This is a genomic window from Rhodococcus antarcticus (genome assembly GCF_026153295.1).
Classification (GTDB): Bacteria; Actinomycetota; Actinomycetes; order Mycobacteriales; family Mycobacteriaceae; genus Rhodococcus_D; species Rhodococcus_D antarcticus.
The window spans coordinates 1790217-1812219 of sequence record NZ_CP110615.1; the positions used below are offsets into that span (position 1 = coordinate 1790217).

The 22003-nt window shown below is 74.4% G+C and carries 20 protein-coding genes; 7 read left to right on the top strand and 13 right to left on the bottom strand.

Translation table 11 applies throughout. The annotated features are described in order from the left end of the window. Positions 1-29: 29 nt before the first annotated feature. The 6 genes from RHODO2019_RS08610 to RHODO2019_RS08635 form a co-directional block, all read right to left on the bottom strand. Complete coding sequence (locus tag RHODO2019_RS08610) at positions 30-629, bottom strand: response regulator (protein ID WP_265384693.1); 600 nt, start codon at positions 627-629, stop codon at positions 30-32. Positions 630-679: 50 nt separating this feature from the next. Next, entirely contained in the window at positions 680-2389 is a 1710-nt protein-coding gene (locus tag RHODO2019_RS08615) for a sensor histidine kinase (protein WP_265384544.1), read from the bottom strand. Then, positions 2386-3351, bottom strand: a complete 966-nt coding sequence (locus tag RHODO2019_RS08620) for an Acg family FMN-binding oxidoreductase (protein WP_265384545.1) — start codon at positions 3349-3351, stop codon at positions 2386-2388. Before RHODO2019_RS08620 ends, RHODO2019_RS08615 begins: the two co-directional genes overlap by 4 nt. Positions 3352-3596: 245 nt before the next feature. Further along, on the bottom strand, positions 3597-5063 hold the full coding sequence (locus RHODO2019_RS08625; protein WP_265384546.1) for a bifunctional aminoglycoside phosphotransferase/ATP-binding protein: 1467 nt from the start codon (positions 5061-5063) through the stop codon (positions 3597-3599). Beyond that, the gene (locus RHODO2019_RS08630) at positions 5060-5944 is read right to left on the bottom strand and encodes a universal stress protein (protein WP_265384547.1); all 885 of its coding nucleotides are present in this window, start codon (positions 5942-5944) and stop codon (positions 5060-5062) included. Before RHODO2019_RS08630 ends, RHODO2019_RS08625 begins: the two co-directional genes overlap by 4 nt. Beyond that, on the bottom strand, positions 5941-6501 hold the full coding sequence (locus RHODO2019_RS08635; protein WP_265384548.1) for a universal stress protein: 561 nt from the start codon (positions 6499-6501) through the stop codon (positions 5941-5943). Before RHODO2019_RS08635 ends, RHODO2019_RS08630 begins: the two co-directional genes overlap by 4 nt. 177 nt (positions 6502-6678) lie before the next feature. Here RHODO2019_RS08635 and RHODO2019_RS08640 point away from each other — a divergent pair, with 177 nt between their 5' ends. Then, a complete protein-coding gene (locus RHODO2019_RS08640) occupies positions 6679-7758 on the top strand; it encodes an acetate/propionate family kinase (protein ID WP_265384549.1) in 1080 nt (359 codons plus the stop codon). Positions 7759-7760: 2 nt separating this feature from the next. Here the strand turns inward: RHODO2019_RS08640 and RHODO2019_RS08645 are convergent, their stop codons facing one another. The 5 genes from RHODO2019_RS08645 to RHODO2019_RS08665 form a co-directional block, all read right to left on the bottom strand. Next, positions 7761-8666 (bottom strand): carbamate kinase, encoded by a 906-nt coding sequence (locus RHODO2019_RS08645; protein WP_265384550.1) that lies wholly within the window; start codon positions 8664-8666, stop codon positions 7761-7763. A gap of 2 nt (positions 8667-8668) precedes the next feature. Beyond that, positions 8669-9691, bottom strand: a complete 1023-nt coding sequence (gene argF / locus RHODO2019_RS08650; protein ID WP_265384551.1) for an ornithine carbamoyltransferase — start codon at positions 9689-9691, stop codon at positions 8669-8671. Then, the gene (locus tag RHODO2019_RS08655; protein WP_265384552.1) at positions 9688-10938 is read right to left on the bottom strand and encodes an arginine deiminase; all 1251 of its coding nucleotides are present in this window, start codon (positions 10936-10938) and stop codon (positions 9688-9690) included. The genes argF and RHODO2019_RS08655 overlap by 4 nt, the downstream gene beginning before the upstream one ends. Before the next feature lie 50 nt (positions 10939-10988). Continuing rightward, complete coding sequence (locus RHODO2019_RS08660) at positions 10989-11666, bottom strand: BON domain-containing protein (protein WP_265384553.1); 678 nt, start codon at positions 11664-11666, stop codon at positions 10989-10991. 369 nt (positions 11667-12035) lie between these two features. Further along, positions 12036-13511: a SulP family inorganic anion transporter gene (locus RHODO2019_RS08665; RefSeq protein WP_265384694.1), complete on the bottom strand. Its 1476-nt coding sequence runs from the start codon at positions 13509-13511 to the stop codon at positions 12036-12038. Positions 13512-13803: 292 nt separating this feature from the next. Between RHODO2019_RS08665 and RHODO2019_RS08670 the strand changes: the two genes are divergently transcribed. The 3 genes from RHODO2019_RS08670 to RHODO2019_RS08680 all read left to right on the top strand — a co-directional run bounded on the left by RHODO2019_RS08670 (position 13804) and on the right by RHODO2019_RS08680 (position 16455). Then, a complete protein-coding gene (locus RHODO2019_RS08670; protein ID WP_265384554.1) occupies positions 13804-15087 on the top strand; it encodes an MFS transporter in 1284 nt (427 codons plus the stop codon). A gap of 133 nt (positions 15088-15220) precedes the next feature. After that, positions 15221-15625 (top strand): MerR family transcriptional regulator, encoded by a 405-nt coding sequence (locus RHODO2019_RS08675; RefSeq protein ID WP_265384555.1) that lies wholly within the window; start codon positions 15221-15223, stop codon positions 15623-15625. A 50-nt stretch (positions 15626-15675) separates the two neighbouring features. Further along, on the top strand, positions 15676-16455 hold the full coding sequence (locus RHODO2019_RS08680; RefSeq protein ID WP_265384556.1) for a polysaccharide deacetylase family protein: 780 nt from the start codon (positions 15676-15678) through the stop codon (positions 16453-16455). Positions 16456-16462: 7 nt separating this feature from the next. Here the strand turns inward: RHODO2019_RS08680 and RHODO2019_RS08685 are convergent, their stop codons facing one another. Then, the gene (locus tag RHODO2019_RS08685; protein WP_265384557.1) at positions 16463-16630 is read right to left on the bottom strand and encodes a hypothetical protein; all 168 of its coding nucleotides are present in this window, start codon (positions 16628-16630) and stop codon (positions 16463-16465) included. Here RHODO2019_RS08685 and RHODO2019_RS08690 point away from each other — a divergent pair. Both RHODO2019_RS08690 and RHODO2019_RS08695 read left to right on the top strand, forming a co-directional pair. Beyond that, positions 16629-17654, top strand: coding sequence for a YVTN family beta-propeller repeat protein (locus RHODO2019_RS08690; RefSeq protein ID WP_265384558.1), 1026 nt, complete (start codon positions 16629-16631; stop codon positions 17652-17654). The two genes, RHODO2019_RS08685 and RHODO2019_RS08690, sit on opposite strands and share 2 nt — an antisense overlap. Positions 17655-17719: 65 nt before the next feature. Beyond that, the gene (locus RHODO2019_RS08695; RefSeq protein WP_265384559.1) at positions 17720-18610 is read left to right on the top strand and encodes a diguanylate cyclase domain-containing protein; all 891 of its coding nucleotides are present in this window, start codon (positions 17720-17722) and stop codon (positions 18608-18610) included. Between the two features lie 49 nt (positions 18611-18659). Here the strand turns inward: RHODO2019_RS08695 and RHODO2019_RS08700 are convergent, their stop codons facing one another. Continuing rightward, positions 18660-19421 (bottom strand): VIT1/CCC1 transporter family protein, encoded by a 762-nt coding sequence (locus RHODO2019_RS08700; protein ID WP_435532193.1) that lies wholly within the window; start codon positions 19419-19421, stop codon positions 18660-18662. A 234-nt stretch (positions 19422-19655) separates the two neighbouring features. On the opposite strand from RHODO2019_RS08700, the gene katG reads away from it, so the two are divergent. Beyond that, positions 19656-21941, top strand: a complete 2286-nt coding sequence (katG, locus tag RHODO2019_RS08705; RefSeq protein WP_265384560.1) for a catalase/peroxidase HPI — start codon at positions 19656-19658, stop codon at positions 21939-21941. Positions 21942-22003 lie beyond the last annotated feature (62 nt).

A 22003-nucleotide genomic window follows, 5' to 3' on the forward strand; every position in this document is an offset into this window, starting at 1 on the left:
GCCGTGGTCCGGCCCAGGGGCTGAGCCGTTCAGGTCCGCCGCAGGTCCGCCCCGTAGACGGCGGCCTGCGTGCGGCGCTGCATGCCGAGCTTGGCGAAAAGCCCCGACACGTAGTTCTTGACGGTCTTCTCCGACAGGAACAGGGCGCTGCCGATCTCGCGGTTGGTGAGGCCGTCGGCGATGAGGTTGAGCACCTCCCGCTCGCGGTCGGTCAGGGAGGCGAGGCGGGGATCGCTGGGCTCGCCCTCGCGCAGCCGGGTGAGCAGCCGCTCGGTGACGGCAGGGTCCAGCAGGGACTTGCCCGCGGCCACCTGGCGGATCGCGTCCACCAGCGAGGTCCCGCGGATCTCCTTGAGCAGGTAGCCCGCGGCGCCGGCCATCACGGCGGCGAAGATCGCGTCGTCGTCGTCGTAGGAGGTGAGGATGAGGCAGCGCACCGCCGGGGCGGAGGCACGCAGGTCCCGGCACACGTCGATGCCGGAGCCGTCGGGCAGGCGGGCGTCCAGCAGCGCGACGTCCGGCTGTGCGGCGGGGATGCGGCGGACGGCCTCGGCCGCGGTCGCCGCCTCCCCCACGATGGTGATGCCAGGTTCCTCGGTGAGCAGGTCTGCGATGCCGCGGCGCACCATCTCGTGGTCGTCGAGGAGGAAGACGCCGATGGTCTTCTCGGTGGCGGCGGTCAGGCGAGCGGGATCGTCCACGTCAGCCGGGTCCCTTCGTGGTGCGGTCGGGTGGGGGTCTCGGTGCCGGGCTCCAGCAGGAGGGTGCCGCCGTGCTGCTCGGCGCGACACCGCAGGTTGGCCAGACCGCTGCGGCGGGTCGCACCGCCGAGCCCGGTGCCGTCGTCGAGCACCACGAGGCTGAGCCTGGTGGTGCTGGCGAGCAGGTCGACCTCGACGTGCTCGGCGCCGGCGTGCCGGGCGGCGTTGGTGAGGGCCTCCCGGAGCACGGCGACGAGGTCGTCGACCACCGGCTCGGGGACCACGGCGTCGATCGGCCCCCGGAAGCGCAGGTGCGGCTCGCACCCCAGCAGCGGGCCCACCTCGGCCGCCACGGTCAGCAGGCGGGTGCGCACCGTGCTCGTCGCCGGCCCGAGCGAGCCGCGCAGCGCGAAGATGGACGTGCGGGTCTGCCGGATGGTGTCGTCGATGTCGGTGACCACGCGGTGCAGCCGCTGGGCCCGGGGGTCGTCGTCGAGGCCGGAGGCGACGCTCTGCACGGTGAGCCCCAGGGCGAACAGTCGCTGGATGACGTGGTCGTGCAGGTCCCGGGCGATCCGGTCACGGTCGGTGAGCAGCGCGATGCGCTGCTGGTCGGTGCGGGCATCGGCGAGCTCGAGGGCCACGGCGGCGTGGTCGGCGAAGGTGCTGGCCATCTCGAGGTCCGCGGGGGTGAACAGGTGCCGACCGCGGCGCCGTCCGATGGACAGCACGCCCCGTGCCCGGGCCGGTCCCCCGAGCGGCAGGCACATGCCCGGCCCGACGGTCACCGCGTCGACCACCTGGGCGGTGAAGCGCTCGTCGGTCTGGGCGTCCTCCACCAGCACGGGCGCCCCGGACTCCAGCGTCAGTCCCACCACGCTGCCCTCCAGAGGGAACGTGCGGGCGGTCAGCTCGGCGGCGCCGTCCCCTGCGGCCACCTCGATGATGACCCGCCGCCCGTCGGGGGTCGGCAGCAGCACGGTGACCACGTCCGCGTCGGCGATGTCCCGCGCGAGCCGGGCGATGACCTCCAGCGGGTCCTCCCCGTCCACCGAGAGGAGCTGACGGGTCACCTCGGTGGACGCCTGCAGCCAGGCCTGGCGGCGCTGGGCGTCGGCGTAGAGCCGCGCGTTCTCGATGGCCACCCCGGCGGTGGCCGCGAGCGCGGAGACCAGCTCGGTGTCCTCGGCGGTGAAGTCCCCGTCCAAGCGCTCGGCCAGGTAGAGGTGGCCGAAGACGACGTCGCGGACCCGGACGGGCACCCCGAGGAACGTGCTCATCGGCGGGTGGTGCTCCGGGAAGCCCACCGAGCGGATGTCGTCGGACATCTCGTGCAGCCGGATCGGGCGCGGGTCGTCGATGAGGGCGCCGAGCAGTCCCTTCCCCTCCGGCAGGTGACCGATCCGCGCGACGGTGGCCTCGTCCATGCCGACGGTGACGAACTCCGCCAGCCCGCCGGACGCGTCGAGCACGCCCAGGGCGCCGTACCGGGCCTGCGAGAGCTCGCAGGCGGCCGCGACCACGTGCCGCAGCAGCACCGGCAGGGACAGGTCGGCCACCACGGCCTGGTTGGCCTTGAGCAGGCCACGCAGCCGCCCCTGGGTGGCCTGCACGTCCTGGGCACGGTCGATCAGCTGCACCAGAAGCTCGTCGAGGCCGAGCTTGGACCCGTCTGCGGCCGCGGTCACGCCGTCTCGCTCAGCACGTCGACGAGGCGGCGCCGACGCGTGGCGGGGACCTCACCGGCGCGGCCCACGCGCACCAGCGTCTGCGGGTGCATCACCAGCCCGAGCCCGGCACGCAGCGCGGCGTTGGTCTCCGCCACCTCGATGACCTGCATGAGCGTGCTGGCCGCGAAGCCGGCGACCGTCAGCTCGAGCAGCACCCGCTCCAGCGCCTCACCGGCGCGCAGCCACTCCAGCTGCGACTCGTGCCGCGTCCCCAGCACCATCAGCGCGCCGGTCGTCGGGTCGTCCTGGCCGGTCAGCAGACCCATCCCGCGGGTGTCGGGCCCTCGTCCGGTCCGGGGCGGCAGCGCCGAGACCGGTACACCGTCGGTGCGGCCGACGTCGCCGCCGGTCCACGCCGCGAGCTCGTGGCGGTAGCCGGGCACCGCGTCCTGCACCTCGTCAGCCCGTCGGCTCAGCCGGGAGGCGGTCCGGCCCTGGGCCGCGTCCAGGACCCGGAGCTCGGCCCCCTCGTCCGCGGCCGCGCCCACCAGGCGCACCAGCAGGGCGGCGGGCGGCGGATCACCGGTGAACGGCGTCCGGGTGGTGCGGCGTGCGTCCACGGCGACGTCCAGCCGCGCCAGCGCGTCGGTGGACGGCGCGGACCCGGCCGGCGGCTCGTCGAGCAGCACGACCCGGGCGAGCAGGTCCGGGCGGGCGGGATCGGGCACCCGTTCCACCCGGCACGTCCGACCGGCCGCGGCGATGGCGACCTGGGCGTTGAGCAGGGCGCAGCCGCAGCTCATCAGCACCTGGCGGCCGTGCCCGTCGAGCACGGACAGTCGCCTGCTCCAGTCGGCGTGCACCTCGAGGCTGTCCGGCGTGAGGCGCAGGCGCCACGGCTGGGTGTTGTGCACCGACGGCGCGCGCACCGCCTGCACGGCAGCGCGACGCAGCGCGGTGGTGCGGGCGAGCTGGGGCACCGCGGCCCTCCTGTCGTCCTCGAGTGGTCGGGCACGAGTGGGTCGAGTGTGCGCTCGCCCGGTCAGGCGCCGACAGGGGCGAAGGTCCCGCCCCTGCGGTGGGACCTCCCTCCCGGCCGGCGGGACGAAGGATCCCTGGTCCGGTCGGGCGCGCCCCCAGACAGTAGGCGTCACGGACACCCTCCCGAACCTGCTGGCCGCGGGCTCGCACCGCACCACCGTGCTGGTCGCCCGGTCACCAGGGATCAGCGCGCGGGGCCGAGCACCGCCCGCAGCGCTTCCCGGACGGTGGCGGGCAGCGGCGCGGTCGTGTCGAGCGCCACCGCCTCAGGCCAGGGGTCTGCCGACCGCGCCATGGCCGCCGCGATCTCCGGGGTGGCCTCGGAAGGACCCCGCGGCCGCTGGTGGATCCGCTGCGCCGCCACCTCCGCGGGGACCACGCAGCGCAGCTCGGTCACGTCGGAGGAGCCCTGGAGGGCCAGCGACACCACCCGGGTCCGGTCGGCGGCGGAGGTCCACGAGGCATCCAGCACCACCGAGCGCCCCAGCCCCAGCTCTGACCGGGCGCGGTCCAGCAGCGCGGCGAGCACCCGCTCCTTGGCCCCGGCCGAGTACGCACCGCCGTCCACCGTGCCGCCCTCGCCCGCGATCTCCCCGGCCGCCCGGAGCTCGACGCGGAGCACGTCGCTGGCCAGCACCACCGCCCCCAGCTCGGCCGCGAGCGCGGCGGCCACGGTCGACTTGCCTGTGCCGGGCAGCCCGCCGACCAGCACCAGCCGCACCGTGGCCGCCCGGAGGTGCCGCAGGGCCAGGTCGGCGTAGCCCGCCGCCTGCTCGGCCGCCCCGGCCCGGCCCTGGGTGTGCTGCAGGCCCTCGACCTTGGCGCGGACGAACGCGCGGTAGGCGGTGTAGTGGTGGACGAGGGAGTCCGGTGCCGCCACCGTCTCGCCGGAGGCCAGCGCGTAGTCGTGCAGGAAGTCCGCGGCGAGCCCGGGGCGGCCGAGGTGCTCCAGGTCCATGGCGAGGAAGGCGGCATCGTCGAGGCGGTCGACGAAGCGGAGCCGGTCGTCGAAGTCGAGGCAGTCGAGCACCCGGGGGCCGTCCGGCAGGCAGAACACGTCCTCGGCGATGAGGTCGGCGTGCCCGTCGACGATGCACCCCTGGGCCACCCGCAGGGCCAGCAGCGGACCGCGGCCGTCGAGGAACTGCGCGACCAGCTCCGCGACCTCGTCCAGGACCCCTGCGTCGAGCACCCCCATCTCGCGGGCCTGGTCGACGTTGTCGCCCCAGCGCTCCCGCAGGGCGTCCGCCCCGCCCTCGGCGTCGACCTCGGGCCCTCGGCGGGCGGTGCCGTGGAAGTCCGCCACCAGGTGCGCCAGGGCCACCAGGTGGGCATCGACGGCGCGCCCCTGCGTGACCATCGTGGACAGCCGCAGCTCGTCCGGCATCCGGCGCATCACCAGCACGGGCTCGGCCGCCCCCCCGAGCGGGTCCTCGACGGTCACCACCCCCAGGTAGACGTCGGGCGCGAGGCGTCGGTTCAGCTCGAGCTCGCGGTCCAGGGCCGCCCGGCGGCGGGCCGGGGTGCTGAAGTCCAGGAACGCGGTGCGCACGGGCTTCTTCATCTTGTGGGCGCGGTCGGCCGAGAGGACCAGCACCCCCGAGTGCGTCTCGGCCACGGTGAGGAACGGGGTGCTCCAGGCGCTGCTCACGACTCCCGGACGACCACCAGCGGGCAGTCGACGGACTGCAGCAGCGCGCGGCTCGTGGAGCCCAGCAGCATGCTCGCGAACCCGCCGCGGCCGTGGCTGCCGACCACGACCAGCGCGGCCCCCTCGGCCTCGGCGAGCAGGGTGCGCACCGGCCGGTCCTCCACCACCACCTCGCGGACGACCACCCCGGGGTGCCGCGCGGCCGGGGCGGCCAGCGCCAGGGCGAGGACTTCGGTGTGCCCGGCCTGCAGCAGCGCGGGGTCCAGCACCGCGGCGGAGCTGTCCAGCGCGTAGACCGCCGCCAGGTCGAGGTCGGTCCACGCGTGCACGGCCACCAGGTCGGCACCGCGCAGCGCGGCCTCCGCGAACGCCAGCTCCACGGCCCGGTCGCTGGTGGGCGAGCCGTCCACCCCGACCACGACGGGCCCCTGCTCGGGCGTGGCCACCGCGGCGTGCACCACCACGACGGGGCAGCGGGCGTGGCCGACCACCGAGGAGCTCACCGAGTGCGCCAGCCCACCGGAGCGCTCGCCGACGCCGCGGGAACCGACCACGAGCAGGCCGGCGTCGAGGGAGTGGGCGAGCAGGGCGGTCACCGGCGGGCCCGGGTGCAGCTCGGCGCGCACGTCGGTGGCGCCCAGGGCGCGGGCCTGCGCGGCCGCAGCTGTGAGCACCTCGCTGGTGCGGAACCGGTGGCTGACCGCAGCGTCGGTGAGCACGGTGCTCAGCTCGCCGATCCCGGGACCGGGCAGCGCGGCCACCACCAGCAGCGGCACGTCGCGCAGGCGGGCCTCGGTGGCGGCCCAGGCCACCGCGCTCCCGGCGGCCGGTGATCCGTCGACCCCGACGACGACCGGAGCCGGGGCGGTCGGTGTGCTCACGCCGCGACGACGGCGGCCGCGGGCACGACGACGACCGGGCAGGACAGGCCGTGCGCGGAGTGGTTCAGAACCGTCGAGCTGACCGAGCCCAGGACGCGGCTGTGGTGGCGCGCCCCGAGCACGAGCAGGGCCACCCCGGCCGCCGCGCGGCGCAGCTCGTCGGCGTTGATGCCCTCCACGACCAGGGCCGTGATCTCGACCGCCGGCTCGCCGGCGGCGACCCGCTCGGCGAGGACGCCGTCCACCGTCTCCTGCAGCCCGGCGCCGATGAACGCGGCGGGCTGACCCTCCTCCGGCCACACGGGGAACACGCCCCAGATGCTCGGGTAGTGGAACACGTGCAGCGCCACCACGTCCCCACCACGGTAGGCGGCCTCGGTGGCCGCGAAGCGCAGCGCCGCCACCGAGGCCGGGTCGTCGTCCATGCCGACCACGACACGGGCGGCCAGCGCGGTCGGGTCGGTCGGCAGCGGGGCGGGACCAGCGGTGGTCTCCGGTGCGGTGGTCTCCGGTGCGGTGGTCTCCGGTGCGGTGGTGGGAGCAGCGGTGGTGGTCATGGGTCGACCCTCCCGCGCCCGCACGCCGCGGGACAGGACCGGCGGTCCCGACGTTCTCGGGACCTTGGTCGCTGGCCGGGACAGCGCGGACCGACCACCGTGGCGGGGTGACCGCCCTCCTGCCCCCGCCCGTGCCGGTCGACCTCCGGTGCGAGCCCGCACCGGTGGTGCCCTGACGTGCACGCCGACCGGGTGCTGGTCGTCAACGCGGGCTCGTCCAGCCTGAAGCTGCGGCTGCTCGAGGGGGTCGAGGTGGTGCGCAGCGCGGACCTGCCGGCCGGCGGCGACGCGGGCGCGGCGCTGCGGGACTGGCCGACCCCGGACGTGGTCGGCCACCGCGTGGTGCACGGTGGCACCGAGTTCACCGGTCCGGTGCGGGTCGACGCCGGTGTGCGCCGGGCGCTGGGCGAGCTCACCGACCTGGCGCCGCTGCACCAGCCGACGTCCCTCGCCGCGCTGGACGCGGTGTCCGCGATGCTGCCCGGGGTCCCGGCCGTGACCTGCTTCGACACCGCCTTCCACGCCGACATCCCGGACGCGGCCGCCACCTGCGCCGTCCCGCTGGAGTGGCGCCAGCGCTGGGGGATCCGCCGCTACGGCTTCCACGGTTTGTCGCACGCCTGGGCCGCCCGGCGCGCGGCGGAGCTCGTCGGTCGTCCCGTGGAGCAGCTGCGGGTGGTGAGCTGCCACCTCGGGGCCGGGGCCTCCGTGACGGCGGTGCTCGGTGGCCGCAGCGTCGACACCACGATGGGGTTCACGCCGCTGGACGGCCTGGTGATGGCGACCCGCTCCGGCTCGGTCGACCCGGGGCTGGTGCTGTGGCTGCTGGAGCACGAGCACCTGGCCGCGCACGAGGTGGCCGCTTCGCTGGAGCAGCGCTCGGGGCTGCTCGCCCTCGCCGGGACCGCGGACCTGGAGGAGGTCGTTCGGCGCTCCCGCGTGCGGGACCCGCGGGCCGTGCTCGCGCTGGAGGTCTACCTGCACGCCCTCGTCGCCGGGGTCGCTGCCATGACCGCCGCGACGGGCGGGCTCGACGTCCTCGTGCTGACCGGCGGGGTGGGCGAGCACTCGGCCGTGGTGCGCGCCCGCGCGGCGGCGGCCCTGGCCTTCCTCGGCGTGGTCCTCGACGGCCCGGCCAACGACCGTGCCCATGCCGACGCCGACGTGTCCGCGCCGGGCTCGTCGGTGCGCACGCTCGTGGTCACCGCCCGCGAGGACCTGCAGATCGCCCACGAGGTGCGCACGCTGCCGGGGTGAGCTCAGGCGGTCACCGTGGTCCCGGCCGTCCCGGCGACCACGGCGGCGGCGTCGTCGAGGGCGCCGATCACCGCGGGACGTCCGGTCGCGACCACGAACCGCCGGCACGCCTCCACCTTCGGTCCCATCGACCCCGCCGCCAGCTCCAGAGCGTCGACGTCGACGGTGCGCACCGTCGGCAGCAGGGCCGCCGCCGGGGTGCCGAACCCGCTCAGCACGCCGGCCACGTCGGTCAGCAGCACCAGCCGGTCGGCGTCGAGGGCCTGCGCGAGCAGCGCCGCGGTGAGGTCCTTGTCGACCACGGCCTCGACACCGCGCAGCCCACCGTCGGCGCCCTCCACCACCGGCACCCCACCCCCTCCCCCGCAGACCACGACCGTCCGGGCGTCGACCAGCGCGGCGATGCTCGCGAGCTCCACCACGCGCAGGGGCTCCGGGGAGGCCACCACGCGGCGCCACTGCTCGCCGTCGGAGCGCACGGTCCACCGGTGCTCGTGGGCCTGGCGCACCGCGTGCTCGCGCGTCATCACCGCGCCCACGGGCTTCGTCGGCGCGGCGAACGCCGGATCCTGCGCGGAGACCACGGTCTGGGTCACCACCACGAGCACCGGGCGGCGCACCCCCGCGTCGTGCAGCGCCTGCGCGAACCAGTAGCCGATCATGCCCTGGGTCTGTGCCCCCAGGACGTCCAGCGGGTAGGGCTCGCTCAGCGACGGGTCGGCGGAGCTCTGCACCGCGAGCAGTCCCACCTGGGGCCCGTTGCCGTGCACGAGGACCAGCTCGTGGGACTCGGCCAGCGGGGCCAGGGCGGCCGCCGCGGCCTGCACGTGGTGACGCTGCACGGCGGCGTCGGGCGGCTCGCCCCGGCGCAGCAGCGCGTTTCCGCCGACCGCGACGACGATGCGCACCGTCAGCGACCCAGGGCAGCGACCAGGACCGCCTTGATGGTGTGCAGCCGGTTCTCGGCCTGGTCGAACACGAGGGAGGCGGCCGAGCGGAACACCGCGTCGGTGACCTCGGCCCCGTCCAGCCCGAACGTCGCGTGCACCTTCTCCCCGAGCACCGTGGTGCGGTCGTGCACCGCGGGCAGGCAGTGCAGGAAGGCGACGTCCGGGTTGTGCGTGGCCGCCACCAGCTCGGCGGTCACCCGGTACGGCGTCAGCAGCGGCACCCGGGTGCTCCAGGCGCTCTCCGGCTCGCCCATGCTCACCCACACGTCGGTGTAGAGGAAGTCCGCGTTGGCCACCCCGAGCTCGGGGTCCTCGGTCACCAGGACCCGGGCACCGCTGGTCTCGGCCAGGGCGTGCGCGGTGGCCACGACGTCGTCGGGCGGCCACAGCGCGCGCGGCGCGGCGATGCGGACGTCCATGCCCAGCAGCGCCCCGGCCACCAGCAGGGAGCGACCGACGTTGCCGTGGCCGTCGCCGAGGAAGCAGAGGCTGATCCCGTCGACCGGGCCGGGGTGGTGCTCGAGCATCGTCATCACGTCGGCGAGCACCTGGGTGGGGTGCCAGGAGTCGGTGAGGCCGTTCCACACGGGGACCCCGGCGTGCTCGGCGAGCTGCTCCACGGTCTCCTGGGCGAACCCCCGGAACTCGATGCCGTCGAACATCCGGCCCAGCACCTGTGCGGTGTCCTCGACCGACTCCTCCCGGCCCATGTGCGAGCCGGCCGTGTCGAGGTAGGTCACGTGGGCGCCCTGCTCGTGCGCAGCCACCTCGAACGCGCACCGGGTCCGGGTGGAGCTCTTCTCGAACACCAGCGCGATGTTGCGTCCGGTCAGCCGGGGGACCTCGGTGCCGGCGGCCCGCTCGCGCTTGAGCTCGCCGGCGGTGCGGACGAGCTCCAGCAGCCCGTGGGCGTCCAGGTCGAGGGTGCGCAGCAGCGAGCCCGGGTGGCGCCCGGTGGCCCGGGTGGTCGTCGGCGCGCTCACCGGAGGCCGTCGCGCTCGATCGGCAGGGTCATGCACCGGGAGCCGCCCCGGCCACGGCCGAGCTCGTTGCCCGGGATGGAGAGGACCTCGATGCCGTGCTCCCGCAGCATGGAGTTGGTGACGGTGTTGCGCTCGTAGCCGACCACCACCCCCGGGGCCAGGGCCAGGAAGTTGTTGGCGTCGTCCCACTGCTCGCGCTCGGCGGCGCGGGCGTCCTCGGTGGCCGAGAGCACCCGCACGGGCACGCCCAGGGCGTCGGAGATGGTGTCGACCAGGTCGGTGCGCGCCTCCACGCGCAGCCCGGCGGTGGCGCGCTCCACCACCTCCTCCGGGTCGGCCGCGGTGACCACCCACGTGCGCATCGCCCGCGGGTCCAGGCCCGGGTAGCAGACGAAGGTGTCGAGGTCGATCATCGTGAGGATGGTGTCCAGGTGCATCAGCGCGTGGCTCCGGGGCATCTCGACCGCGATGACCGTGTGCGCCTGCGACGTGCGGAACAGCTCGCGGGCCAGGATCTCCACCGCCATCGGCGTGGTCCGCTCCCCCATCCCGATCAGCACCACCCCACGGCCGAGGACGTGGATGTCTCCGCCCTCCAGGGTCGCCGGCTGGTGGTCGACGTCGTCCGCCCCGTAGTAGACGGGGAACGTGGCGGCGGTGAACAGCGGGTGGAAGCGGTACACGGCCTGGCAGTGCAGCTGCTCGCGGCGCCGCGCCGCCTTGGCCATCGGGTTGATGCTCACCCCGCCGTACACCCAGGCCGAGCTGTCCCGGGGGAACAGGGTGTTGGGCAGCGGGGCGAGCACGAGGTCGTCGAGGTCCAGGGTGGCCAAGCGCAGGCTGTGCACGTGCAGCGGCGAGAGGTCGGCGCGGGTGACGCCCCCGACGAGCAGCTCGGCGAGCGACGCGGCGTCGACCTTCTCGAACAGCTCGCGCAGCGGCGCCACCAGCGTCGGGCCCACCCGCTCCGGGGTGCACACCCGGTCCAGCACGAACGCCCGTGCGTCGGGGAGCTCCATGGTCTCGGCGAGCAGGGTGTCCCAGTGGTGCACGGTCACCCCCTGCTCGCGCAGCACCTGAGCGAACGTGTCGTGCTCCTCGCGGGCCTTCGCCGCCCAGAGGACGTCGTCGAACAGCAGGTCGCGGCAGGTGCTGGGCGTGAGGCGGCTGAGCTCCAGCCCCGGGCGGTGCAGGACGGCCTGGCGCAGGACGCCGACCTCCGAGTGGACTCCGAGCGTGCGGTGCACAGCAGTTCCCTTCCTCGAGCAGGTGCGGGTGGGGCGGGGGTGGGCGGGGATCAGTACTCGATGCGCAGGTGGTCGAGCACCCCGGTGACGCCCGGCGCGGACCAGCTCGCGTGCTCGGCGGCGCGGCGCTCGGCCCAGGAGCGGACGGTGCCCTCCAGGGTGACGACGCCGTCGGCGTCCTCGGTGACGGTGATGTGCTTGCCCTCGAGCTGGGCGCTGCGGACCAGCGCTGCCCCGATGGCGGCCTTGATCCCCGTCGCCGTCGCGGTGGGCCGCAGCGTGATCGTGTTCAGGACCCCGCTGACGCCCCGGACGTAGCGGACGGCGCGGCCGGCGGCCTCGCGCTCGTGCTGCCAGGCGACGGTGCCGGAGAGGGTGACGACGTGGCTGCGCACGGCGACGTGCACCGTGTCCGGGACGTCGACGGCGCGGTGCACGGCCTCTCCCGCCTCGCGGGCGATGTCGGTGTCGTTCGCCGCCCCCCAGCGGGAGCGGACGGTGATCTCCTGGGCGATGGCCTGCACACCGCGCACCCGCGCCACGGCCTTCCCGGCGAGCAGCTTCTCCGGGAAGCTGTCCACCTCGCCGGAGAGGGTCACCGCGCCGTCGGCCACGGCCACCCCGATGTGGGTGGAGCTGACGCTGGGGATCCAGCTGAGCTCGGCCAGGACGGCGCTCTTCAGCTCGGCGTCGGAGACGGGCACCCTGTCGCTCGCGGTCTGTGTCATGTTCCCAGCCTGGTCAGCGCCGACCCGTCCGGGCAGGGCCCAAGGTCCCCCTCGGACGGGGCGGACGCACCGTTGCCGCACACCGGGTGGGGCCGGGCGGTGGCCGGTCCGCGGGTCAGCAACCAGTGGACCTGCGCCCGCGACGGGTGCGGCTGCCGGTCACGACGCGGTGGGCCCTAGGTCCCGACATCCCCGCAGGCCCTGCCCGACTCGGCTCCGGCGGCGCACAGTGGGTCCATGACCACGCCGGAGCCCGTACCGACCACCCCGGAGACCGAGCCGGACGCCGCGCCCACGCCGCTCGCGCACCCGCTGAGCCGTTGTCCACGACCGACGCTCAGGACGGCTGCGGCTGCGCGCCCCCGCGGCTCAGTGGCTGCCGGCGAGGTGCCCGGCCAGGCGGGCGTGACGGTCCTCGCTGAGGGCGTTCATCCCGGTGATCGTCACGGCCGTGCCGCGGGCGGCGTACTTGGTGGTGATCGCGTCCAGCGCCGCCACCGTGGAGGCGTCCCACACGTGGGCACCGCTGAGGTCGATGACGACGGTGGTGGGGTCGTCGGCGTAGTCGAAGCGGAAGACGAGGTCGTTGGAGGAGGCGAAGAACAGGTTGCCGGTGACGGCGTAGACCACGGTCGTGCCGTCGGGGTCCACCACGCGGGCCACGTCGACGACGTGGGCGACGCGACGCGCGAAGGCGATCATCGCGACGAGCACGCCGACCCCGACCCCGTAGGCGAGGTTGTGGGTGGCCACGGTGACCAGGACCGTCGAGAGCATCACGAGGGTCTCCGAGAGCGGCATCCGCCGCAGGGTGGACAGGCGCACCGAGTGCCAGTCGAAGGTGCCGGCGGCGACCATGACCATCACCGCCACCAGCGCGGCCATCGGGATCACGGCGACGACGTCACCCAGGACCACCACCAGGATGAGCAGGAACACCCCGGCGAGGAAGGTCGATAGCCGGGTCCGAGCGCCGCTGCGCACGTTGATCATGGTCTGGCCGATCATCGCGCAGCCCCCCATGCCGCCGAAGAACCCGGTCACCAGGTTCGCCACACCCTGCCCCCAGGACTCCCGTGTCTTGTCCGAGTGGGTGTCGGTGATCCCGTCGACGAGCTTGGCCGTCATCAGCGACTCGATCAGCCCCACCAGGGCGATGGCCAGCGCGAAGGGCGCGACGATCCGCAGGGTCTCCAGCGTCATCGGCACCGCCGGCACGCCGAGCACGGGCAGCGAGTCGGGCAGCGCGCCCTCGTCCCCCACCGTCGGCACGGCCACGGCGGCCAGCACGGTGAACCCGGTCAGCGCGACGATCGCGACGAGCGGGGCGGGCACGGCGGTGGTCAGCCGGGGCAGCAGGACCATCACCGCGACACCGACCGCCGCCAGCACGTACACCGGCCAGGGCACGTCCCGCAGGTAGGGCAGCTGCGAGGAGAAGATGAGGATGGCCAGGGCGTTGACGAAGCCGACCATCACGCTGCGCGGCAGGAACCGCATGAGCCTGGCCACCCCGAGCCCGGCCAGCACCACCTGCATCGCGCCACCCAGCAGCACCGCCGCGACGAGGTACTCCAGCCCGTGCTCGCGGGCGAGCGGGGCGACCACCAGCGCGACCGACCCGGTGGCCGCGGAGATCATCGCCGGACGGCCTCCCACGATGCTGATGGTCACGGCCATCGTGAACGACGCGAACAGGCCCACCCGCGGGTCGACCCCGGCGATGATGGAGAAGCTGATGGCCTCGGGGATCAGGGCCAGGGCCACGACGAGCCCGGCGAGCACCTCCACCCTCGCCACCCGGGGGCTCAACCAGGCGGGGCGGCGCAGCACGGGACGCGGCACGGTCGGACGGGCGCGGGGTGCGCGCACGGCTGAGGTCACGGTGGGGCCATCTCTCCGGGGGTAGCGGGGGTCGACGGGGCCGCACCAGCGGGGCCGCGCGTCAAGTGGGACACTACTCTCACGACAGAGGAGAGTTCGTCCCGCTGTGACCGGTCGGACAGCCGCCGGGACACCCTGGCTCAGAGACACCCCTCCCGCACGCGCTCCCGCGCCCTCGACCCCAGGAGCTCCCACGGCCAGCTCGTCCCCCCGCACCGGCGTCCGGTCCCCCACCGGCTTCTACGGCTGGTGGGTGGTCGCCCTCGCCGCGACGGCCACCATCGCCACCGCACCGGGGCAGACCGCGGCGGTCTCGGCCTTCCTCGACCCCATGATCGCCGAGCTCGGCCTGAGCCGGTCGACGGTCTCCACCGCCTACCTCGTGGGCACGCTGGCCGGCGCGGCGGCCATGCCGTTCGTCGGTCGCACGCTGGACCGGGTCGGCCCACGCCGCACCATGGCCGTCGTCGGGCTCCTGTTCGGGTTGGTGCTGCTGGCGATGTCGGCGGTCAGCGGCGTGGTCGGCCTCACGGCGGGGTTCGTGGGCATCCGCCTCGCCGGTCAGGGCGCGCTGGGCCTGGTGGCCACCACCGTCACCGCCCTGTGGTTCACCCGCCGTCGCGGGCTGGCCATCGGCATCGTCACGGCGACGGGATCGGCCGGCATCTCCCTGGCCCCGGTGCTGCTGGAGCGGGTCATCGCCGGCGTCGGCTGGCGCACGACGTGGGCGCTGGAGGGCCTCGTGGTGCTGGCGGTGGTGCTGCCCGTCGCGGTGCTCGGGCTGCGCGACCGGCCCGCCGACCTCGGCCAGCACCCCGACGGCCGGGTCCCCACCGACGAGGAGACCCGCGCGGCCGGCTCAGGGCTGACCCGCGCCCAGGCCGTGCGCACCCCGTTCTTCTGGACGGTGCTGGCCGGGGTCGCCGCCTCGGGGATGCTCTGCACCGCAGTGGCGTTCCACCAGGTCGCGCTGCTGGGTGAGCGCGGGTTCTCCACCGCGGCCGCGGCCGCCAACTTCCTGCCGCAGACCGCGGCGTCGCTCGTCGCCACCCTCGCCGTCGGGGCGCTCGTCGACCGGGTGTCCCCCCGCTGGCTCACGACCGCGGCGATGACGAGCCTGGTGCTCGGGCTGGTCTGGGGCTCCGTCGTGGCGCCGGGGTGGTCCTCGATCGGGTTCGCCGCGGCCATCGGGGCCGCCGGCGGCAGCATCCGCTCGCTGGAGTCCGCATCGTTCCCCCGGTACTTCGGCACCACCCACATCGGCTCCATCCGCGGCCTCGTGGCGGCGGTGAGCGTGGGGTCCACCGCGTTCGGACCGGTGCTGTTCGCACTGGTCCGTGACGCGACCGGCAGCTTCGCCCCGGCGCTGCTCGGCGGTGCGGTGCTGCCCGCGGCCGTCGCCGTCGTCGCCCTGTTCGTGACCCCGCCCCCGGTGCACGGGTCGCCCGACCCCGGTGAGGACACGTCCGGTCCCCCCGGCGGCCTCGCCCCGGCCGGCGGGGACGTCCAGGTCGGGCTGCCCTCGGCCGGGCGTTGACACCACGTCCCCGTCGGCGCTGCGTAGCATCGGACCGTCCGAGCCGCAGCTCGCCCGCACGGCAGGGCAGGAGCACGGCGGGGCAGGAGCACGACAGGTCGGAGCACGGTGGGCAGGGAGGTGGCGGGTCGTCGTGGGTGAGCTGGTGCAGATCGGCGACGTCGCCGAGGCGGTCGGGCTGAGCCTGCGCACCATCCGCTACTACGAGGAGATGGGCCTCGTCCGGCCCTCCTCCCGCAGCAAGGGCGGGTTCCGGCTCTACACCGACGCCGACGTCGCCCGACTGCTGGTGATCAAGCGGATGAAGCCCCTCGGGTTCTCCGTGGACGACATGCGCGACCTGCTCGCCGTCCGCGATCAGCTCGACACCCCGGCCACCACGGCGGCCGAGCGGGCCGCGCTGCACGAGCGCCTGCAGGTCTTCCGCAGCGCGACCGCGGCACGAATCCTGGCCCTGCAGGACGAGCTGGTCAACGCCCACCGCTTCGCCGACGAGCTGCTCCACGCTGCCGAGGAGCACACCGCGGCCGGAGGGTGACCCGGGACGCTCACAGCCGAGGCTCAGGAGCGCGGGCATACGGTCGTCCCGTGAACCGCTCCCTGCCCCGCCGGACCCTGCTCGCCGTCGCGGTGGCAGCGGTCGCGGCGGCCTGCTCCCGCGCCACCCGCCCCGGTGCTGCCGCACCCGCCACCACTACCGGTACACCGACCGTCCCCGCGCCGACCGCGACGACCCCGCCACCGACCACCCCGGCGGCGGCGACGGGACCAGCCGTGGAGGTGGGCAACGGCCCCCGCGGCAGCACCCAGGTCGCGCTGACCTTCCACGCCTCCGGCGCCGCCTCGACCGCGACGCAGGTGCTGGCCGCCCTCGCCGCGACAGGTGCCCAGGTCACCGTGTTCGTCGTCGGGACCTGGCTGCGGGACAACCCCGCGATGGCCGCCACGATCACCGCCGCCGGGCACGAGCTGGCCAACCACACCTGGTCGCACCCCACGCTGGAGAACCTCGACGAGGCCGGCATCCGCGACGAGCTGCTGCGCTGCCGCGACGAGCTCGCCGCCGCCGGGACCCCACCGCGGTACGCCCGCCAGTCCGGGGCGCAGCACTCCACGCCACTGATCAGGAAGGTCGCCGGTGAGCTCGGCTACCCCACTGTGGTCTCCTACGACGTGGACTCGCTCGACTTCACCGATCCCGGGGCGGCCACCGTCCGCGCCCAGGTCGCCACCGCCACCGGAGGATCCATCGTGAGCATGCACTTCGGCCACGCCGACACCGTGTCCGCCCTGCCCGGGGTGCTGGGCGACCTCGCCGCCCGTGGGCTCACCCCCGTCACGCTCTCGACCATGCTCGGTGCGGCGTGAGGACGCGTCAGCTCCTGGTCGTCGTCCTGGCCGCCACGACCGCGCTCAGCGCCTGCAGCTCCTCGACCACCGCGGCCCCGCCGGCCACCACCACCGACCCGCCGCCCAGCAGCACCACCACCACCAGCGCCCCGGCGAGCACCACCGACGCGCCCAGCACCCTGCTGCCCGGCATGCCCGCGCCCCAGTCACCGACCGACGTCTACGCCGCCGACCGGACGATGAGCCCGGCGGTCGCCGACGCGAAGCCGCTGGTCTACGTGCCCAACACCAAGGACAACACAGTCACGGTGATCGACCAGGCGACGATGGCCGTCACCGGGACGTTCCCGGTGGGACCGGAGCCGCAGCACGTGGTCCCGTCCTACGACCTGAAGACCCTCTACGTCGCCTCGGACCTGGTCTCCGCCGGGGGCAGCCTCACCCCGATCGACCCGACCACCGGCACGCCCGGGGCCCGCATCAAGGTGGCGGACCCCTACAACCTGTACTTCACCCCCGACGGCGGCTCGGCGATCGTGGTCGCCGAGGAGCTCAAGCGGCTGGACTTCTACGACCCCCACACCTTCGTGCTCCAGCAGTCGGTCCCCGTGCCCGAGTGCGCCGGGGTCGACCACATGGACTTCACCGCCGACGGCCGCACCGCGCTGTTCAGCTGCGAGTTCGCGTCGAAGATGATCGTGCTGGACGTCGCCAGCCGCACCGTCGTGCGTTCCATCGCGCTGACCCAGGTGCCCAACGGCAAGCCCCAGGACGTCAAGCTCTCCCCCGACGGCCAGACCTTCTACGTCGCGGACATGAACGCCAACGGGGTCTACCTCATCGACGGGCAGGCCGAGGGTGTCCAGACCTTCGTGCCCACCGGCTCCATGGCTCACGGGCTCTACGTCAGCCGCGACTCGTCCCGCCTGTTCGTGACCAACCGGGGCGAGGGCAGCGTCTCGGTCATCGACCTCGCCACCCGGCAGGTGTCGACGAAGTGGCAGATCCCCGGCGGCGGCAGCCCGGACATGGGCAACCTCTCCGCCGACGGCAGCCAGTTCTGGATCTCCGGGCGCTACGACGGTGTGGTCTACGTCCTCAGCACCGACGACGGGCACCTGATCAAGAAGATCAAGGTGGGCAACGGACCGCACGGGCTCACCGTGTGGCCGCAGCCCGGCCGGTACTCCCTCGGCCACACCGGCATCATGCGCTGAGCCCGGGCGCGCGCGGGCAGGGCACCGGGCGCGCGACCGACGGTGCGCCGCCCTATCGTCGTGGCGTGGGAGGCACCGGGGGAACGGCTGCGGGGGCGGCGGGCGGGGAGCAGGCCGACTGGTACCGGTCCGTGTTCGAGCACAGCCCCGTGGGCATGGCGCTGTCCGACGAGCACGGGCGCTACGTGCTGGTCAACGACGCCTACTGCACCCTGGTCGGCCGACGCCGCGAGGACGTGCTGGGCCACTCTGCGCGGGACTTCCTGCACCCCGACGGCGCGAAGGAGCACGACGAGCTCGAGCACGTCATCGGCGGGACGGCCCTGGGTGCGGGCGGACCCCGGGCCGAGGAGCGCTACGTCCGGCCCGACGGGGAGATCCGGTGGGGGTGGGTCTCGGCCGCCCCCGTCCCCGGTCCGCAGGGGCAGCGCTGGACCATGGCCGCCGTCCAGGACATCACCCTCCGCCGCGACACGGAGAGAGCCCTGCAGGCGGCGGCCGCGCACGACGCGCTGACGGGCGCGCTCAACCGGCGGGGCTGGCACGACGGCCTGCTCGAGCTCGCGGCCACGCGGGCAGCCGTCGAGCCCCTCACGCTCGCCATCCTCGACATCGACCACTTCAAGGCCTACAACGACGTCCGGGGCCACGACGCCGGGGACGCCCTGCTGGTCGACTTCTGCCGCCGCGCAGGGGACGTGCTGCGCACCGGCGACCTGTTCGCCCGCTGGGGTGGCGACGAGTTCGCGCTCGCCCTGCCGCGCTGCACCGCCGAGAACGCCGAGGGACTGCTGGCCCGGCTCGCGACGCTCGTCCCGGGCGGTCAGACCCTCTCCGCCGGTCACGACACGGTGCACGCGGACGAGACCATCGCGAGCTGCTGGAGGCGGGTGGACGCCCTGCTGTTCCACGCCAAGCGCAGCGGGCGCGACCGCGTGGTGCGGCCCGAGCAGTAGCGCGACCGACGACGACCGGCCGACCGCACCGAGCGGTGGTGGTGGCGGCTCAGATGCCGGCAGCACCGACGAGCTGGCCGATGCCGTAGGTCACCGCCATCGCCAGCGCACCGCCCACGACCAGGCGCAGCACGGCCGTCCGCCTCGGCGCACTGCCCAGCGCGGCGCTCAGCAGCCCGGTCAGGGCCAGCGCGACCAGCACCACCACGAAGGTCACCGCCACGCGCGCCCCGGCGGGGGGCAGCATGATCGCCAGCAGCGGCAACAGGGACCCCAGGGTGAACGCGACGGCGGAGGCACCGGCGGCGTGCCACGGGTTGGTGAGCTCGTCGGGGTCGATCCCGAGCTCGGCGTCCACGTGGGCGGCGAACGCGTCGTGCTCGGTCAGCTCCTCGGCGACCTTCTGCGCGGTCTCCTCGCTCAGCCCCTTGGCCCGGTACATCCCGGCCAGCTCCGCGAGCTCCTCCTCCGGGTACTCCTCCAGCTCGGCCCGCTCCTTGTCCAGCATCGCCTTCTCCGTGTCGCGCTGGCTGCTCACCGACACGTACTCCCCCAGCGCCATGGACACTGCGCCCGCGACGAGCCCCGCGATCCCGGCGGTGAGGATGGGCCCCCGCTCCACCGTGGCCCCCGCCACGCCGACGACGAGCCCGGCGGTGGAGACGATCCCGTCGTTGGCCCCGAGCACCCCGGCCCGCAGCCAGTTCAGCCGGGCGGCGAGCCCCTTCGCGTGCGGCTCGGAGCCGTGCGCACCGTCCTGGTCCCGGTGGCCGGTCGGCTCGTCGCTGGTGGTCTCCGGAGTGGTGGTCACGGACGGAGCGTAAGCACGTCGCCGCCCGGCCGCCACGAAGGTGAGGCTGCACTGATAGCGCAGGTCAGAGGCCCGGACACCCCGGTCGCACGCGCCCGTCAGGTCGTCCTCGTCCGCTCGCCCGGCGCGCGGAACGGGGTGGACCGGCCGGGACGGCACGCCTGCGGGAGGCTGGGTGCCGAGGTCCAGGACCGCAGGGTCCCGCCGCACCACCGAGAGGAAGGCCACACCGACATGACCGACTACACGACCTACCAGGGGGTCCTCGAGGGGACGTGCCCCGCCGGCGGCGACACCATCGGCGGCGTCTTCACCTCGAAGCCCACGCTCTCGGACTGGTACCCCGACCGGCTCCGGGTCGAGCAGCTGCACCGCGACGGCGCCGCGGCCAACCCCCTCGCGGACCTCGACTACCCGGCTGCCTTCGCGACCATCGACCTCGCCGAGCTCAAGGCCGACATCAAGAGGTTCCTCACGACCTCCGTGTCGTGGTGGCCCTCGGACTACGGCAGCTACGCGCCGCAGATGGTCCGGATGGCCTGGCACGCGGCGGGCACCTACCGCATCGCCGACGGCCGCGGCGGCGCCGGGCAGGCGATGCAGCGCTTCGCCCCGATCAGCAGCTGGTGGGACAACGGCAACACCGACAAGTCGCGCCGCCTGCTCTGGCCGATCAAGCAGAAGCACGGCAACGCCCTCTCCTGGGCCGACCTCATGATCCTCACCGGCAACTGTGCCCTCGAGGTCATGGGTTTCCCGACCTACGGCTTCGGCGGTGGCCGCCGCGACGCCTGGGAGGCCGACGACGCCACCTACTGGGGCCCCGAGCACATCGACATGACCCACCCGGACTCCTACGACGGGATGGTGACGCGCGAGCAGCGCTGGACCGGCGAGCCCGGCAGCGCCGACTACGAGCTCGAGCAGCCCCTCGCGGCCTCGCACCAGGCCCTGATCTACGTCAATCCCGAGGGTCCGAACGCCGACGGGGACCCGGCCGGCTCCGCCGTGGACATCCGCATCACGTTCGGCCGCATGGCCATGAACGACGAGGAGACGGTCGCGCTCATCGCCGGCGGCCACGCCTTCGGCAAGAGCCACGGCCAGGTCGCGGCCGCCCGGATCGGTGCGCCGCCGGAGATCGCCCCGATGGAGCAGATGGGGCTCGGGTGGCACAACCCCGAGGGCACCGGCAACGCGCAGCACACGATGACCAACGGCATCGAGGGCTCTTGGACGCCCAACCCGACCCAGTGGGACAACAGCTACCTGGAGAACCTGTTCGGCCACGAGTGGGAGCAGACCCGGAGCCCGGCCGGCGCGCTGCAGTGGACGCCGGTCGACCCCACCGCGCCGAGGACCCCCGACGCGCACCTCGCGGGCGTCGAGCACCCGCTGATGATGATGACCAGCGACATCGCGCTGAAGGTCGACCCCGTCTACCGCGCGATCTGCGAGGGCTTCCTGGCCGACTTCGACGCGTTCACCCTGGCGTTCTCCAAGGCCTGGTACAAGCTGACCCACCGCGACATGGGTCCCAAGTCGCGCTACCTCGGACCCGAGGTCGCCGCCGAGGACCTGCCCTGGCAGGACCCGCTGCCCGCCGCGGAGGGCACCGTCGTCAGCGACGCCGAGATCGGCGCGCTCAAGCAGGCGGTCCTGGCCTCCGGGCTCGCCGTCTCCGACCTCGCCTTCACCGCCTTCTCCTCGGCCTCGACCTACCGCGACACCGACAAGCGCGGCGGGGCCAACGGCGCACGCGTGGCGCTGGCTCCGCAGAAGGACTGGGCGGTCAACGCCCGCACCGTCGCCGTCGTGGCCGCCCTGCGCCAGGTGCAGGAGAGGTTCAACGGTGGTTCCGCGAGCGCCGAGGTCAGCCTGGCCGACCTCATCGTGCTCGGCGGCTGCGTCGCGGTCGAGCAGGCCGCCCGGGCAGCGGGCCAGGAGCTCGAGGTCCCGTTCACTCCCGGCCGGGTCGACGCCACCGCCGAGCAGACCGACGTCCCCACCTTCGAGTGGCTGCGGCCGGTCGTCGACGGCTTCCGCAACTTCGTGCAGCAGGGCTACCCGCTCACGTCACGCGTGGCACCGGAGCAGGCGTTCCTCGACGAGGCGGCGCTGCTGAAGCTCACCGCCCCGGAGTGGGTCGCGCTCACCGGTGGTCTCCGGGTCCTGGGCTGCAACCACGACTCCTCCGGCAGCGGCGTCTTCACCGACCGGGTCGGCGTGCTCAGCACCGACTTCTTCACGACGCTGACCAGCATGGACTACGAGTGGCACAAGCAGGACGAGGCCGGCACCTCGTTCACCCTCGACGACCGCGACACCGGCACGACGGCCTACCGCGCCTCCCGCAACGACCTGCTGTTCGGCTCGAACTCCCAGCTGCGCGCCATCGCCGAGGTGTACGCCGGCAGCGACGGTCACCCCCGCTTCGTGCGTGACTTCGTCGCGGTGTGGGACAAGGTGATGATGGCCGACCGGTACGACGTCGCGGGCCGGCAGGCCGACCGCGGCTGACCACTCGGTGAGACGCCCCCGGGTCCGGGGTCCGGGGTCCTCCCAGCCAACCCACAGCCAGG

Coding starts and splice junctions, on each gene's coding strand:
- RHODO2019_RS08610 (WP_265384693.1), bottom strand. CDS start 629: ATGGTGCGCCGCGGCATCGCAGACCTGCTCACCGAGGAACCTGGCATC.
- RHODO2019_RS08635 (WP_265384548.1), bottom strand. CDS start 6,501: ATGACCACCACCGCTGCTCCCACCACCGCACCGGAGACCACCGCACCG.
- RHODO2019_RS08660 (WP_265384553.1), bottom strand. CDS start 11,666: ATGACACAGACCGCGAGCGACAGGGTGCCCGTCTCCGACGCCGAGCTG.
- RHODO2019_RS08690 (WP_265384558.1), top strand. CDS start 16,629: ATGCCCGCGCCCCAGTCACCGACCGACGTCTACGCCGCCGACCGGACG.
- RHODO2019_RS08685 (WP_265384557.1), bottom strand. CDS start 16,630: ATGCCGGGCAGCAGGGTGCTGGGCGCGTCGGTGGTGCTCGCCGGGGCG.
- katG (WP_265384560.1), top strand. CDS start 19,656: ATGACCGACTACACGACCTACCAGGGGGTCCTCGAGGGGACGTGCCCC.